This is a genomic window from Cellulomonas algicola (assembly GCF_003851725.1).
Taxonomy (GTDB): Bacteria; Actinomycetota; Actinomycetes; order Actinomycetales; family Cellulomonadaceae; genus Cellulomonas; species Cellulomonas algicola.
In genome coordinates this window covers 1-14005 of sequence record NZ_BHYL01000022.1, presented here as the reverse complement: position 1 = coordinate 14005, position 14005 = coordinate 1, and the positions used below count along the sequence as shown (strand labels likewise).

Annotated in this window: 17 protein-coding genes; 8 read left to right on the top strand and 9 right to left on the bottom strand. The window is 75.0% G+C overall.

Annotated features, from left to right (window positions below):
• A partial coding sequence (locus tag CTKZ_RS01370) for a cold-shock protein (RefSeq protein ID WP_124341250.1) occupies positions 1 to 739 on the bottom strand: 739 nt, incomplete at its 3' end.
• Between the two features lie 89 nt (positions 740 to 828).
• A complete protein-coding gene (locus CTKZ_RS01365) occupies positions 829 to 1356 on the bottom strand; it encodes a MarR family winged helix-turn-helix transcriptional regulator (protein ID WP_124341249.1) in 528 nt (175 codons plus the stop codon).
• 116 nt (positions 1357 to 1472) lie between these two features.
• Here CTKZ_RS01365 and CTKZ_RS01360 point away from each other — a divergent pair, with 116 nt between their 5' ends.
• Positions 1473 to 2264, top strand: a complete 792-nt coding sequence (locus CTKZ_RS01360; RefSeq protein WP_124341248.1) for an SDR family NAD(P)-dependent oxidoreductase — start codon at positions 1473 to 1475, stop codon at positions 2262 to 2264.
• A gap of 17 nt (positions 2265 to 2281) precedes the next feature.
• On the opposite strand, the gene CTKZ_RS01355 is transcribed toward CTKZ_RS01360, so the two are convergent.
• On the bottom strand, positions 2282 to 2617 hold the full coding sequence (locus CTKZ_RS01355; RefSeq protein WP_200829602.1) for an ArsR/SmtB family transcription factor: 336 nt from the start codon (positions 2615 to 2617) through the stop codon (positions 2282 to 2284).
• Between the two features lie 16 nt (positions 2618 to 2633).
• Here CTKZ_RS01355 and CTKZ_RS01350 point away from each other — a divergent pair, with 16 nt between their 5' ends.
• The 6 genes from CTKZ_RS01350 (at position 2634) to CTKZ_RS01325 (ending at position 7708) form a co-directional block, all read left to right on the top strand.
• Complete coding sequence (locus CTKZ_RS01350) at positions 2634 to 3110, top strand: SRPBCC family protein (RefSeq protein WP_124341246.1); 477 nt, start codon at positions 2634 to 2636, stop codon at positions 3108 to 3110.
• A gap of 75 nt (positions 3111 to 3185) precedes the next feature.
• Positions 3186 to 3545, top strand: a complete 360-nt coding sequence (locus CTKZ_RS01345) for a VOC family protein (RefSeq protein ID WP_124341245.1) — start codon at positions 3186 to 3188, stop codon at positions 3543 to 3545.
• A 44-nt stretch (positions 3546 to 3589) separates the two neighbouring features.
• Positions 3590 to 4351 (top strand): class I SAM-dependent methyltransferase, encoded by a 762-nt coding sequence (locus CTKZ_RS01340; RefSeq protein WP_235843115.1) that lies wholly within the window; start codon positions 3590 to 3592, stop codon positions 4349 to 4351.
• Between the two features lie 135 nt (positions 4352 to 4486).
• A complete protein-coding gene (locus tag CTKZ_RS01335) occupies positions 4487 to 6088 on the top strand; it encodes a cellulase family glycosylhydrolase (RefSeq protein WP_124341244.1) in 1602 nt (533 codons plus the stop codon).
• A gap of 85 nt (positions 6089 to 6173) precedes the next feature.
• Positions 6174 to 7103, top strand: a complete 930-nt coding sequence (locus CTKZ_RS01330; RefSeq protein WP_160142795.1) for a methyltransferase domain-containing protein — start codon at positions 6174 to 6176, stop codon at positions 7101 to 7103.
• Positions 7100 to 7708: a hypothetical protein gene (locus CTKZ_RS01325; RefSeq protein ID WP_124341242.1), complete on the top strand. Its 609-nt coding sequence runs from the start codon at positions 7100 to 7102 to the stop codon at positions 7706 to 7708. Before CTKZ_RS01330 ends, CTKZ_RS01325 begins: the two co-directional genes overlap by 4 nt.
• Here the strand turns inward: CTKZ_RS01325 and CTKZ_RS01320 are convergent.
• From CTKZ_RS01320 to CTKZ_RS01310, 3 genes are all read right to left on the bottom strand, one after another.
• Complete coding sequence (locus CTKZ_RS01320; RefSeq protein WP_124341241.1) at positions 7705 to 8334, bottom strand: ATP-binding protein; 630 nt, start codon at positions 8332 to 8334, stop codon at positions 7705 to 7707. The two genes, CTKZ_RS01325 and CTKZ_RS01320, sit on opposite strands and share 4 nt — an antisense overlap.
• Before the next feature lie 71 nt (positions 8335 to 8405).
• Positions 8406 to 9179: a phosphotransferase family protein gene (locus CTKZ_RS01315; RefSeq protein ID WP_124341240.1), complete on the bottom strand. Its 774-nt coding sequence runs from the start codon at positions 9177 to 9179 to the stop codon at positions 8406 to 8408.
• 78 nt (positions 9180 to 9257) lie between these two features.
• A complete protein-coding gene (locus tag CTKZ_RS01310) occupies positions 9258 to 10223 on the bottom strand; it encodes an alpha/beta fold hydrolase (RefSeq protein ID WP_124341239.1) in 966 nt (321 codons plus the stop codon).
• 61 nt (positions 10224 to 10284) lie between these two features.
• Between CTKZ_RS01310 and CTKZ_RS01305 the strand changes: the two genes are divergently transcribed.
• Entirely contained in the window at positions 10285 to 11232 is a 948-nt protein-coding gene (locus CTKZ_RS01305; RefSeq protein ID WP_124341238.1) for a helix-turn-helix transcriptional regulator, read from the top strand.
• 17 nt (positions 11233 to 11249) lie between these two features.
• Here the strand turns inward: CTKZ_RS01305 and CTKZ_RS01300 are convergent, their stop codons facing one another.
• The 3 genes from CTKZ_RS01300 to CTKZ_RS01290 all read right to left on the bottom strand — a co-directional run.
• On the bottom strand, positions 11250 to 11936 hold the full coding sequence (locus CTKZ_RS01300) for a response regulator (protein ID WP_124341237.1): 687 nt from the start codon (positions 11934 to 11936) through the stop codon (positions 11250 to 11252).
• Positions 11933 to 13315 carry a sensor histidine kinase gene (locus tag CTKZ_RS01295; RefSeq protein ID WP_235843114.1) on the bottom strand — a complete coding sequence of 461 codons (1383 nt, stop codon included), beginning with the start codon at positions 13313 to 13315 and terminating at the stop codon, positions 11933 to 11935. The genes CTKZ_RS01300 and CTKZ_RS01295 overlap by 4 nt, the downstream gene beginning before the upstream one ends.
• Positions 13316 to 13451: 136 nt before the next feature.
• Positions 13452 to 14005 (bottom strand): hypothetical protein (locus CTKZ_RS01290; protein WP_124341235.1); only part of this gene is annotated, 554 nt, incomplete at its 5' end.

The window sequence follows — 14005 nt, the reverse complement described above, 5'->3', positions numbered from 1 at the left end:
CGGGTGCACCGCCGCCCGAGTGCGGGCCCGACCGCCCGCGGGCCGGCGCCGCGGGTGCGCTCCGACGCGGGCGTCCGCCGACGAGCCGGACGTCGCGGGCCTGCGGTCCGCGCTCGCCGGGCTCGACGTCGTAGGTCACGCGGTCGCCCTCGACGAGCTCGCTCAGCCCACCGGTCAGCGAGCGCGCGTGGACGAACACGTCGTCGCCGCCGGCGTCCTGGGCGACGAACCCGAAGCCCTTGTCGGGGTCGTACCAGGTGACCGTGCCGTCGGCCCCGTCGTCGGCAGCGGCCGCCCCGGCGGCCTCGGCACCGAGCGGGAGCAGGTGGTCTGCCTGCGGGCCCTTTTCCCCCGGCACGACGAGGAACGCGACGCGCTGCCCCTCCGCGACCACGCCGCCGCCGACGATGGCCGAGCTGTGCAGGAAGATCTCGGCGCCGCCGCCGTCGGGGGCGACGAACCCGTAGCCCTTGGCGGGCTCGTACCAGCTGACGGTGCCGAGCACGCCGAGCGCGGCGTCGGCGGCCACGCCGCCGATGACGCGGACGCGTCGTGCGACGGGACCGCGGTCGCCCTCACCGGCCTCGAACTCGACCTGCTGCCCCTCGCGGAGCACCCGCGGCCCGTCGTCGCCGACGATCTCGGACGCGTGGACGAACAGGTCGTCGGCTCCGTCCCCGAGGTCGAGGAAGCCGAAGCCTCGCTCGGCGTCGAACCAACGGACAGTTCCCTGGGGCACGGCTCACTCCTCGTTCATGGATGGTGCTGCCCACCAGTCTCCCCCCAACCGGGGGCCGACGTCCGCCCTGCCTCGTCGCGGCGCCCGCCTCAGCGGGGCTGACGTGCGCCGTCGTCCGGGCGCGCCCGCGCCGACGACGGCGTCCATCCCTCGTCGTCGCGCATCGCGCGCGTGATCCGCCGGCTGATGTCGCGCAGCTGCCGGGCCTGCGCCTGCGTGAGGGGGTCGAGGACCAGACGGTGCACCGTGCGGACGTGGCCGGGGGTGGCCTCGTGGAGCTTCTCCGCACCGAGGTCGGTCAGCGAGGCGAGGGTGTAGCGCCCGTCGGCCGGGTCGGGGGCGCGACGCACCCAGGCGCGCGACTCGAGCCGGGCCACCGCGCGCGAGAGCCGGGAGAGCGAGCTGTTGGCGTACCCGGCCAGGACGCTCATGCGGAGCGTGCGGTCCGGGGCGTCGTCGAGCGCGAAGAGGATGCCGTACTCGAAGTGCGACAGCTCGGCGTCGCGCTGCAGCTGCGCGTCGAGCGCGGCCGGCAACCACTCCAGCACGGTGGCCAGAGAGGACCAGGTCTCGAGGTCCTCGCCGCTGAGGACCGGCGGGTCGGCGGGGTCCGGCATGCGTGCAGCGTACGGGACCGCGGGCCGTCCGGGAGCCGTTGCGACTTGATCAGGAAAGTGATCACGCCTACGGTTCACTTGATCAGGAAAGTGATACATCGGGATGTGAGGACAGCATGGATCTGCGGCTGACGGGCAGGCGGGCCTTCGTGAGCGGGTCGACGCAAGGCATCGGCTTCGCCGTCGCGCGAGCCTTGCTCGACGAGGGCGCGTCGGTCGTGATCAACGGCAGGGATGCCGAGCGCGCGGCCGCGGCCGTGCGCCGGCTCGAGGCCGAGGTGCCGGGTGCGGAGGTCTCGGCGCTCGCCGCCGACTTCGCGGACGCGTCGCAGGTCCGTCGGCTCCTGGACGACCTGGGCGACGTCGACGTCCTCGTGAACAACGTCGGCGTGTTCGAGCTCGCCGCGTTCGAGCACCTCACCGACGACGACTGGCAGCGCTACTTCGAGGTCAACGTCATGAGCGGCGTCCGGCTCTCGCGGCACCTGCTGCCCGGCATGCTCGCGCGCGGCTGGGGTCGCGTGATCTTCGTCAGCAGCGAGTCGGGGGTGGACGTGCCGGCCGACATGCTGCACTACGGGTTCACCAAGGCCGGGATGATCGCGCTCGGCAACGGCCTCGCGAAGCGCACGCGGGGCACCGGCGTCACCGTGAACACGATCCTCGGCGGACCGACCTTCTCCGACGGCGTCGCGGCCACCGTCGCGCAGGTGGCCGCGGCCCAGGGCGTGACGCCCGACCAGATGAAGGACGCGATCGCCGCCGGCAACCGGACGTCGCTCCTCCAGCGGTTCATCGAGCCGCGCGAGATCGCGCACCTCGCGGCCTACCTGGCGAGCCCGCTCTCCTCCGCGACCAACGGAGCGGCCCTGCGCGCCGACGGCGGGGTGCTGACGACGCTGACGTGACTCGCGCGACGGCCGCGCTACGCGTCGTCGGGGCGGTCGAGGCGGTCCAGGAGCTCGACGGCGGCGCGGGTGTAGTCGCTGATCCAGCGGTCGTGGATGCGCTTGATCGGCAGCGGCGCGAGCGTCAGGTGCCGCTCGCGCCCGACCTTGCGCCCGGTCACGAGGTCGGCCGCCTCGAGCACGCGCAGGTGCTGGAGCACCGTGGTCCGGTCCAGGTCCGGCAGCAGCGCGCACAGCGACCCCGTCGTGTGCGGCGACTCCTTGAGCGCGTCGAGCATCCGGCGCCGCACGGGCGACGCGAGGGCCTTGAACACCCGGTCGTCGTCGGAGGTCTGGTCAGCCGGTGCAGACATGTGATAAAAGTACAACATGAATGACACCGAGCGTCTCGACGCGCTGTCCTTCACCGTCTCCGGCCGCGTGAGCCGCCCCTGCGCGGAGGTCTACGAGGCGATCGCCGACCCGGAGCAGCTGTCCCGGTACTTCACGACCGGCGGCGCCCGCGGCCGTCTGGAGACCGGGGCGGTCGTCACCTGGGAGTTCCACGACTTCCCCGGCGGCTTCCCCGTCACGGTCGTCGAGGCCGACCCGCCGCGCCGGATCGTCGTCGAGTGGGGCGGCGAGGCGACCACCGGCGACGCCGGGACGACGCGGACGACGTTCGAGCTCGAGCCGCTCGACGGCGACACCCGCACGCTCGTCACCATCACCGAGTCGTCGTGGCTGCCCACGCCGGACGGCGCGAAGAGCGCCTTCGGCAACTGCGCCGGCTGGACCGGCATGCTCGCGGCGCTCAAGGCCTGGCTCGAGCACGGCATCAACCTGCGCGACGGCTTCTACGCCTGACGCCAGGCGGTCGCGACGTCGACCCCCTGGACGCGCGGGGGGCGGCGTCGCGACCATGAACCGGAGGCGATCGCCATGACGACCCTGGGACACGGCAAGATCTGCCACGTCGAGCTGCCCGCGGTCGACCCGCGGACGTCGGCGGAGTTCTACGCACGCGTCTTCGGCTGGAAGGTCCGCGAGGCGCACGGGACCTGGTTCTTCGAGGACGCGACGGACGAGGTCAGCGGGCACTGGGTGCCGCACCGCGAGCCGACGCCGCCCGGGGTGCTCGTGTACGTCTGGGTCGACGACCTGGCGGCGGCCGTCGAGCGCGTGACGGCCGAGGGGTGCGCGATCGTCGAGCCGCCCGGCGGCGACCCGGGCGAGCTGACGGCGCGGTTCCGCGACCCGGGCGGGAGCGTCGTCGGGCTCTACCAGGAGCCCCCGCAGTGAGCCGCCCCCTACCCGCCGCGGGCTGACGGTCCTACCGTCGTCCCGTGGGGTTCGGGGCGGGCGCCGACGCGTACGACCGGTTCATGGGCCGGTTCTCCCGTCCGCTCGCGCGCCGCGTCGTCGAGCTGCTCGACGTGCGGCCCGGGCAGCGGGCCGTCGACGTGGGGTGCGGTCCCGGCGTCGTCACGGAGGTGCTCGTCGAGACGCTCGGTGCCGACGCGGTCAGCGCGGTCGACCCGACCGAGCCGTTCGTCGCGGCCGTGCGCGAGCGGCTCCCGGGCGTCGACGTGCGGCTCGGCGGCGCCGAGGACCTGCCGTTCGACGACGACACGTTCGACGTCGCGGTCGCGAGCCTCGTGGTGACGTTCATGTCCGACCCCGTCGCCGGCCTGACCGAGATGCGGCGCGTCACGCGGCCGGGTGGTCGGGTGGCGGTGAGCGTCTGGGACCACGTGCACGACCGTGGCGCCGCGTCGACGTTCTGGCGGGCGGTGCGCGACGTCGACACCGGCCGCGTGAGCGAGAGCAGCGACCTGCTGTGGGTCGAGGAGCACGTCGAGGAGCTGTGCGCGACGGCCGGGCTCGTCGACCTGCGGGTGGTGGAGGTGCCGGTCACACTCACGTTCGCGTCGTTCGCGGAGTGGTGGGACCCGTTCCTCCTGGCCGTCGGGCCGGCGGGGGCGTACCTCGCGACGCTCGACGACGACGTGCGACATGCGGTTCGACAGCGGGCGGCCGAGCGGTTCGGCGCGCCTCCGTTCGATGTCACCGCGACGGCCGTCGTCGTGCTGGGCACCGCGGCCTGACGCGGGCGGACCTCCGTCGAACCGCTTGCGAGGTGAAGCGTTTCGACGGCTGCGCGCACGGGCGCCGTCTGGTGGGCTGCGAGTCCGTCGCCGGGGCCGCCCTGCCCTCGGCCGCCCCGTCCGAGAGGAAGTCCCGTGCGCTCGCTTCGCCACGTGCTGTCCGTCGCCGCGGCTGCGGCGGTCGCCGTCGCCGGCTCGCTGGTCGTTGCCGACCAGGCGAGCGCCGCGGCCGGCTGCCGCGTCGACTACGCCGTCACGAACCAGTGGCAGAGCGGCTTCGGCGCCGACATCCGCGTCACCAACCTCGGTGACCCCGTCTCGTCGTGGGACGTCCGCTTCTCGTTCGGTGCCGGTCAGACCGTCGCCCAGCTGTGGAACGGGTCGGTCACGCAGTCCGGCGCCGCCGTCTCCGTGCGGAACGCGGCCTGGAACGGGTCGATCGGCACGGGCGGCACCGCGTCGTTCGGCTTCAACGGCACGTGGTCCGGGTCCAACCCCGCGCCGACCGCGTTCACGCTCAACGGCGTCGCGTGCACCGGCAGCCCGGTCACCCCGACCAGCACGCCGACCACGTCGCCCACCCCGACGCCCACGTCCACCCAGACGCCGCGGCCGACCCCGACGCCCACGACGACCACCGGGCCGGTCGGCGGCACCGCCGCACAGCTCGTCACCGCGATGGGCAAGGGCTGGAACCTCGGCAACCAGCTCGAGGCGAACATCAACGGCGTGCCGAGCGAGACCGCGTGGGGCAACCCCGTCATCACCGGAGCGCTGCTCGACCGCGTCAAGGCCGCGGGCTTCTCGACGGTCCGCATCCCGGTCTCGTACCTGGCCAAGATCGGCCCCGCGCCGAGCTACACGGTCGACGCCGCGTGGCTCGACCGGATCCAGCAGGTCGTCGACCTCGCCTACGACCGCGGGCTGTACGTCGTCATCAACATGCACGGCGACGGGTACAAGAGCGTGAGCGGCTCGTGGCTCATCTGCGACGCGGCCTCGCAGACCGCGATCAAGGAGAAGTACCAGAAGGTCTGGCAGCAGGTCGCGTCCGAGTTCACGACGTACGGCGGCCGTCTGATCCTCGAGTCGATGAACGAGAACTTCGACGGGCAGTACGGCAACCCCACGCAGCCCTGCTACTCGAACATCAACGCGTACAACCAGATCTTCGTCGACACCGTCCGCAAGACCGGCGGCAACAACGCGTCGCGCTGGCTGCTCGTGCCGGGCTGGAACACCAACATCGACTACACGACCGGCGGCTACGGGTTCGTCATCCCGACCGACCAGTACCGCTCGTCGGCGATCCCCAGCACGGAGAAGCGGCTCATGATCTCGGTCCACTACTACGACCCGTGGGACTTCACCGGCGCGGAGAACGGCACCTACACGCAGTGGGGCCCGAACGCGACCGACCCGTCGAAGAAGACCTCGTGGGGCCAGCAGGACTTCATGGACGCGCAGCTCAAGAAGACGTACGACGCGTTCACGTCGAAGGGCTACCCGGTCTTCGTCGGCGAGTACGGCTCGATCGACAAGACGGCGTTCGACGCCGCGAACAACCGGTACCGCGCCGACTACGCGCGCGCCCTGGTCGCGACCGCCGCGAAGTACGGCGCCGCGACCGCCTACTGGGACAACGGGCACAACGGCCAGTACGGGTTCGCGCTGTTCGACCGGGCGTCCGCGACGGTGACCCAGCAGGGCATCATCGACGCGATCATGGGTCGCTGACCGCGTCCTGACCGGCTCCGGGCCGGGCGTCTCACCACCCGCGGGACCGCGGTGGAGACGCCCGGCCTGCGCCATGCTGGGCGGCGTGCGCGCCCCGACGACCACGCCCGCGCGGCCCCGGCCGCTCGAGGTGACCGACCTCCTGGTGCGCGTCGAGGACGGTCGGCGGGTGCCGGTCCGGCGGGCCGACGTCGTCGACGAGCTGCGCGTCCGCGGGCAGGGCCGGGCGGCTCGGCTCGCGTCTCGTCTCCCCGTGCGTGCGGGCGGCGTGCTCGACGAGCGGGCTGTCGACGCCCTGCTCGTGCGGATCCACTGCGAGCTCCAGCGTCTCGAGGAGGAGCTGCAGCAGCCCCGACGGTGCGCCGAGCTGCTGCGGCCGTGGGTCGAGCACTGGCGCGCGCAGGACCCGGACCGCCCCGTACGGGTCGTCGACGTGGGCTGCGGGATCGGCTACCTGGTGCGGTGGCTCGCGCACAGCGGCGCGCTCGGCCCGGGCGTCGAGCTGGTCGGCGCGGACCTCAACCCTGTGCTCGTCGAGGCCGCGCGCCGGCTCGCACGGGCCGACAGGGCCGACGACGCGACCTGCCGGTTCGTCGCGGGCGACGCGTTCGCCCCCGGCGGCGTCGTCGACGACCCGGACCGCACGATCGTGATGTCCGTCGGGCTGCTGCACCACCTCTCCCCCGACGAGCTGCCCGCGTTCTTCGCCGCCCAGGCGACCCTCGGCGTCGCCGTCTTCGCGCACGTCGACCCGGATCCCGACCCGTTGTCCACCGCGGCCGCGTGGATGTTCCACCGCGCGCGCATGCGGGAGCCCGTGTCCCGGCACGACGGCGTGCTGTCCGTCCGGCGCGCCCACCCGGGAGCGGTCCTGCTCGACGCCGCCCGGCAGGGCGCCCCCGGCTACGACGTCACGGTCACCGACGGCCGTCGGCTGCGGCCCCGCGTGCACGCGGCGCTGCGGCCCGTCACCGGCGTGCGGCGGGAGCCGGGAGCGCGGCGGTCCTCGCGGTGAGCGCGGCAGGAGCCGCGAGCGCCGCGGGGGCGGTGGGCGTGGCTGTCGTGGCCGGTGCTCTGCTGGTGCTTGCGTTGCTCGACGGCGCGTTCAGCGGGTTCCGCTCCGCGCACGGGCGGGACGGGCGGGTCCACCTGCCGCGCGCTCGCCTGCGGTCCCAGCTGCACGGCGCGGCGGCCACGGCGGTCGTCCTGGGGCCGGTGGTGCTCGGGGCCTCCCTCGACGTCGTCGCCCGGCCGTCGGCCCTCGACGCCTACGTCCGCGCCGGCATCGCGATGCTCACCGTGTACGTGCCGTACGCCGTCGTGGTGCTCCTGGCCGTCGGCGCGTACGCGCTCCTCGACTGGCGGCACCGCTTCCTCGCGACCGCCGTCGTGCTCGGGCCCGGGACCTTCCTGCGACCGGCCGTCGCGATCGCCGGCGGGGTGCTCGCGGTGCGGGCCGCCGCGGACGGACGCGTCGCGGTGCTCGCCGCCGCCTCGGTCGTCGCGGTGCTGGTCGTCGAGCCGCTCCTGGACCGCCGGTGGCGTCGCCGCGCACCCGAGCTCGCGCTGGTCGGTCCGGCGACCGACGGCGCCCACGACGTCGGGGCGCCGCTCCGCTAGGGCGCGACCGGCCGCTCGTCGACGACCTCGACGGTCAGGTCCGGCCAGTCCCGCAACGACGCGATGACGTCCGGGGTCAGGTCGCCGGGCGACGGCTGGACGAGCGGCCCCGGCAGGAACGTGACGGTGGTGCCCGTCGTGCCGTCGGGCTCGACCGGCACCAGGTCCGTGACCGGGACGCCCCGCTCGTAGCGCTGCTCCCACGACCCGTGGCTGCGCCGGTTGCGGTGCACGAGCCAGTCGCTCAGGGCCGAGACGACCGAGACGCCGCGACGCGGGTGACCGTCCGGCAGCACCGGCCCGTCGACCGCGTCGAACACGCGCAGGTCACGCGTCGACATCACCGGCTTGCGCACCGGGCGACCGCGCTCGTCGAGGCGCGTGTCCGTGCCCCGGCCGTCGTCGGCGACGCTCACCGAGCCGTCGGACCGGAACGTCACGCGGCACCGGCCGCCGCCGCGCTCGGTGGCCTCCTCGGACGCGTAGGCGAGCACCTCGAGCACCAGGTGCAGCACGCCGCCGGGTGCGAGGTCGGCCGCTCGCTCACGGGCGTCCGCGAGGTGCGCCACGTCGACCGACGCCGCCCAGTCGTGCGTCGTGCTCACCCAGGTCTCCCGGTCACCCACGGGTCCATCCTGGGACCCGAAGGCCCCGGTGACCAGGACGAACGGCCTTCTCGCGCCGCCGGCCGCGGTGCTCACCGCGTCCCGCCCTGGCGCCCGTCCCCCGCCTCGCGGGCGCGGGCCCGGAGGACGTCGAGCTCGCAGCCCGGCGCGTCCGGGTCGAAGCCGTGCTCGATCAGCCACCGCGACGCGACGAGGCTGCGCAGCGACCACCACGCGCGGATCACGTCGCGGTCGGCGCCGGGTCCGTAGCCGTCGAGCAGGTCGTCGAGCCGCTCCTCGTGCCCGAGGGTCAGGGTGGCGAGGTCGGCCATCGGGTCGCCCGGTCCGGCCTCGGACCAGTCGATGACCCCGACGACCTCGTCACCCTCGACGAACACGTGCGTGAGCTGCAGGTCGCCGTGCACGAACGTGGGCGGGCGTGGCCGGAGCGCCGCCTCGGCGATGTCCCGGTTGAGGCCGATGACGTCGGCGGGCAGGACCGCATGCTCGAGCAGCCACGCGCACTCGCGGTCGAGCTCCGCCCGCACGTCGTCGAGCGCGACACCCGGCCACGGAGGCAGCGGGGCGTCGTGCAGCCGGCGGACGGCCGCACCGGTCGCCGCCCACGCGGCCGACGACGCCGGCGACGGCTCGCCGAGCACGCCGAGCGCGCGGCCGGGCACGGCGGCGATCGCGAGCACGGGCGGCTGGTGCCAGACGACCGTGGGGGTCGGGACGGGTGCGAGCGCCATGGCCCGCACCTCGACGGCGGTGCGTGTCGGGTGCGCGTCGACCTTGAGGAACAGGTCGCCGACGCGCAGCGTCGTGCGCTGCCGGTGAGCGACCACGATCTCGATCTCGTCCATCACCCGCCATCCTGGCGAGCGACCAGGCGGGCGTCGCGCGAAAACCCGAGGCCCCGCGCGACGCCCGCCCGACGCGTGCTACGCGGTGCGGTCCTGCTGCGCGAGCCACGCGAGGAGGAGAGCGGTCGTCTCCTCCGGCCGCTCCTGCTGGATCCAGTGGCCGCTGTCGAGCGTGACGACCTCGACGCGCGGCACGAACGTCGAGAGGTGCGGCGCGGGCGCGATCGTGTCCCGGGCGCCGTAGACCATGAGCGCGGGCTGCCGGACGACCGGGTCGACGTCGGCGAGCAGGTGCCAGTTGCGGTCGAGGTTGCGGTACCAGCTCACGCTGCCGGTGAACCCGGTGCGCGCGAAGGCGGACACGAACACGGAGAGGTCGTCGTCGCTCAGGAGCGGCGCTCCGGGCGGGTTCTCCGCACGGGCCAGGTCGACGAGCGTCATGCCCGCCCCGGGCGGCGCGGGCGGCACGTCGACCCGGTAGAGGTTGCGGAGGAACCGCGCGGGGTCCTCGTCGAAGACGGCGGCCGCGACGCCCGGGCGACGGTTGAAGTGGACGACGTAGAAGTCCTCGCCGAGCACCTCCTCCATGACCTCGACCCACGGCCGCTCGCCACGCTCCTGGTACGGAAGGCTCAGGGCGACCACGCCGTTCACGCGGCGCGGGTGCAGCAGCGCCAGGCCCCACACGACGAACGCACCCCAGTCGTGGCCGACGAACGTCGCGTCCTCGTGGCCGTAGTGGTCGAGGAGCGCGACGAGGTCGCCCGTCAGGTGCACGAGGTCGTACTCGGTGACCTCGGTGGGGCACGACGAGGCGCCGTAGCCGCGCTGGTTGGGCACGATCACGTGGTAGCCGGCCGCCGCGAGCGCGGGGACCTGATGGCGCCAGGAGTAGGCGTGCTCGGGCCAGCCGTGGCAGAGGACGACGGCACGCCCTCCCCGTGGGCCGGCCTCGACCACCTCGAGCTCGACGCCGTTCACGGCGACGAGCGTGGGCTCGGGGAGGTCGGTCGGGACGGTCGGTGCACCTGCCTGTGTGGTCATGGCGTCATGCTGACCGGCAGAACCGGCCATCTCATGACCGGTTTCCTGCCAGTCTCGGCACGTGCGCGCCGACCGGCTCATGGCCCTCCTCCTGCTGCTGCAGCGCCGCGAGCACGTGACCGCGGCCGAGGTCGCGCGCGAGCTCGAGGTGTCCGAGCGCACGGCGCGCCGCGACCTCGACGCGCTCGGCACGGCCGGCGTCCCCGTGTACTCGGTGCAGGGCCGCGGCGGCGGCTGGCGGCTGGTCGGCGGGGCACGGACCGACCTGACCGGGTTGACCGCGGCCGAGGTCCGGGCGCTGTTCCTCGTCGCCGGACCGGCGTCGGCGGTCACGCCGGCCGTGCGAAGCGCGCTGCGCAAGCTCGTCCGCGCCCTGCCCGAGCCGTTCCGCGACCAGGCCGAGGCGGCGTCCTCGTCGGTCGTCGTCGACCCGCGCGGGTGGGGCTGGGCGCACGTCGAGCACCGCACCCCCGACCACCTCGACGCGGTGCAGGACGCCGTGGTCCGCGGCGTGCAGGTGCGCCTCGGCTACGTGGACGCCGCGGGCGCCGCGAGCACGCGGACCGTCCACCCGCTCGGCCTCGTCGCGCAGGGCGCGTCCTGGTACCTCGTCGGCGACACCGCGGTCGGGCGCCGCACGTTCCGGGTCGACCGCGTGTCCACGGTCGAGCCGACCGACGACCCCGTGCGGCGGCCCGACGACTTCGACCTGGCCGCCGCGTGGCGCGCGGTCGCCGACGAGGTGGACCGACGACGCACGCCGCTCACGGTCCGGGCGCTGTGCACATCCGACGGCCTCGACGTGCTGCGGATCGGGTTCGGGGGTCGGCTCGACGTGGGCGCGGCCACGGCCGACGGGCGCGTCGAGGTCGTGGTCCGGGGTCGCGACGAGCGCACGGTCGCGGGCGAGCTCGCGGGACTCGTCGCGTGGGTCGAGGTCGTCGGCCCGCCGGGCGTGCGCGAGCACCTGGCCGCGACCGGCGCGGCGCTCGTCGCCCGGTACCGCTGACGCCGCACGCGGGCGCGTCAGCGACGCGCCGCGCCGCTCCCGGCCAGGCCGCACTCGTACGCGAGGATCACCGCCTGCACGCGGTCGCGCGCGCCGAGCTTGGCGAACACGTTCCCGACGTGCGTCTTGACCGTGGCCTCGGAGACGAACAGCTCGGTCGCGATCTCGACGTTCGACGCGCCCTCGGCGATGAGCCGCAGGACGTCGAGCTCGCGCGGGGTCAGCGCGCTCAGGCGCGGGTCGAGCGCCGCGCCGCCCGGGTCCGGCGCCTGCCCGGCCGGAAGGTGGGGAGCGAACAGGTCGAGCATGCGCCGCAGCACGCGCGGCGCGACGACGGACGTCCCGTCCGCGACCGTGCGGATCGCGTCGACGAGCTCGGCGGGACGGGCCGTCTTGAGCAGGAAGCCCGACGCCCCGGCGCGCAGCGCGGCGAACGCGAGGTCGTCGACGTCGAACGTCGTGAGCACCAGCACGCGCGACGACGGGTGGTCGGCGACGACCCGACGGGTCGCCTCGATGCCGTCCATGCCGGGCATGCGGACGTCCATGACCACGACGTCGGGCGCGAGCGCGGCGACCTGGTCGAGCGCGACGCGCCCGTCGGCGGCCTCGCCGACGACCTCGAGGTCGGGCTCGGACTCGATGACCAGCCGGAAGCCGCTGCGCAGCAGCGCCTGGTCGTCGACGAGCAGGACCGTCGTCATCGGGCGTCTCCTTCGTCGTCGGACCACGGCAGCACCGCGTGCACGCGCCAGCCGCCGTCCGGCCGGGGACCGGCCTCGACGTGCCCGCCGAGCAGGGCCGCGCGCTCGCGCATGCCGACGATGCCACGGCCGGTGCCGCCGCCGCTCCCGGTGCGTGTGCCGCCGCCGTCGAGCACGTCGACCTCGACGGTCGTCGGGGTGCGGCGCACCGCGACCTCGACGGACGTGACGCCCGGCGCGTGCCGCAGGACGTTCGTGAGCGCCTCGCCGAGGATCCGCAGGACGGCCAGGCGCACCGCGGTGTCCTGCGGGAGCGTCGTGTCGAGGCCCGTCGCCGTGACGGGGACCCCGGTCACCGCGAAGCGCTCGACGACCGTCGACAGGTCCACCTCGGTCGGCTCGGTCCCGTCGCCCCCGGCCGGCGACAGCGCGCCCAGGACCCGCTGCATGTCGGCGAGCGCGGACCGGCCCGTGCGGCCCACCTGGCGCAGGGCCTCGCGCGACCGGTCCGGTGCGCGCTCGAACGCGGCGTCGGCGCCGTCGGCGAGCGCGACCATCACCGTGAGGTTGTGCGCGACGACGTCGTGCATCTCGCGCGCGATGTGCTGGCGCTCGGCGGCGCGTGCGAGGGCGGCGCTCTGGTCGCGCTCGCGGGCCAGCGCGCGGTACCGCTCGACGAGGTCGGCGGCGTGCAGCCGGCGCGCGCGGGCCGCGGACCCGACCGCGACGCCGAGCACGAGCAGCGCGAGCAGCAGCAGCACCGAGCCCGACCGGCGGCCCGGCGAGAACGACGGCTCGGACAGGTTCGGCGACCACTCCCCCGGCGCCATGACGGGAGTACCGGACCACGCGAGGATCTCGACGAGCCCGATGTCCTGCCACTGCCACAGCGCGACGGTCACGACCGCGAGCACGACGCCGCACGTCGTCCACGCGACCGTCGCCGACCGCTCGGCGGCGACGCTGTAGAGCGCGCACGCCAGGCAGGCGCCGAGCACGCCGAGCACGCCGTCCGCCAGGAGCGACGCGAGCGCGGCGACCGTCAGCAGCGCGGTCACGGTGAGCGGTCGCGCGCGCCGCATCAGCAGCAGCGTCGCCCCGACGGCCGTCCCCAGCAGCCAGGTGGTGACGACCGACTCCTCGACGCCCGAGTCGAGCGGGTAGAGCCCGAGGGCGACGGCGCCCCCGACGGTCTCCCACGCGAACCCCGCCCCGACCAGGCCGACGAGGACCATCACGGCCGCGACCGCGACGTCCATCACCCACGGCCGGGCGGTGACGAGCCGGGCGACCGGGCTCGCGCCGCGCACCTGCTCCTCGGTGAGCGGCTCGTCGTCCCGCCGGACCTCACGGGCCGCGAGCGCGCGTCGGATCACCACGGGCCCACTCTCCCACCGGTCGGCGTCGGGCCAGTGCGCAGGTGCGGCAGACCGTCCCGCAGGCGCGTCCGGCCGTCTCTCCGGTGGTTCCGGCCCGGTCCGCGGCGCGCCGGACGGCACCGGCGGAGCGGGCCTGTCAGCGGACGTCATGCCGCCGCAACCGGTACGCCGCCGCCGCGAGCACGACCACGACCCACGCCGCGACGACGACCCCGCCGCCCCAGACGCCGAGCCGCGGTCCGCGCGTCGCGTCGTCGAGCGCCGCGAGCGCGGCGTCGTCCTGCAGCAGCCGCGCCCCCGCCGAGGGCAGGAGGGCACGGACGGTGTCGGTGACCGGGCCGGGGTTCGCGGCCAGGAGGTGGTCGCCGACGACCGCGAGGACGATCCCGCCGACGATCGCGTCAGCGGGACGGCGCAGGAGCGCACCGAGGCCGAGCCCGAGCAGCGCGACGGCGACGGAGGCGAGGACGAACCCGGCGAGCGCGCGGGTCGTCCCGGGGACCGCCAGGTCGACGCCGGGACCGCCGGCCGCGCGCACCCCGGCCGTGGCGAGCCACGACGCCCCCAGCGCGAGGACCGCGGTCGCGAAGGCCGCCCCCGCGGTGACCACGGTCTGCCCGCCGAGCACGGGCAGGCGCCGCGGCACCGCGGTGAACGTCGCCCGCGCCGTGCCCGTCGTGTGCTCGCCCG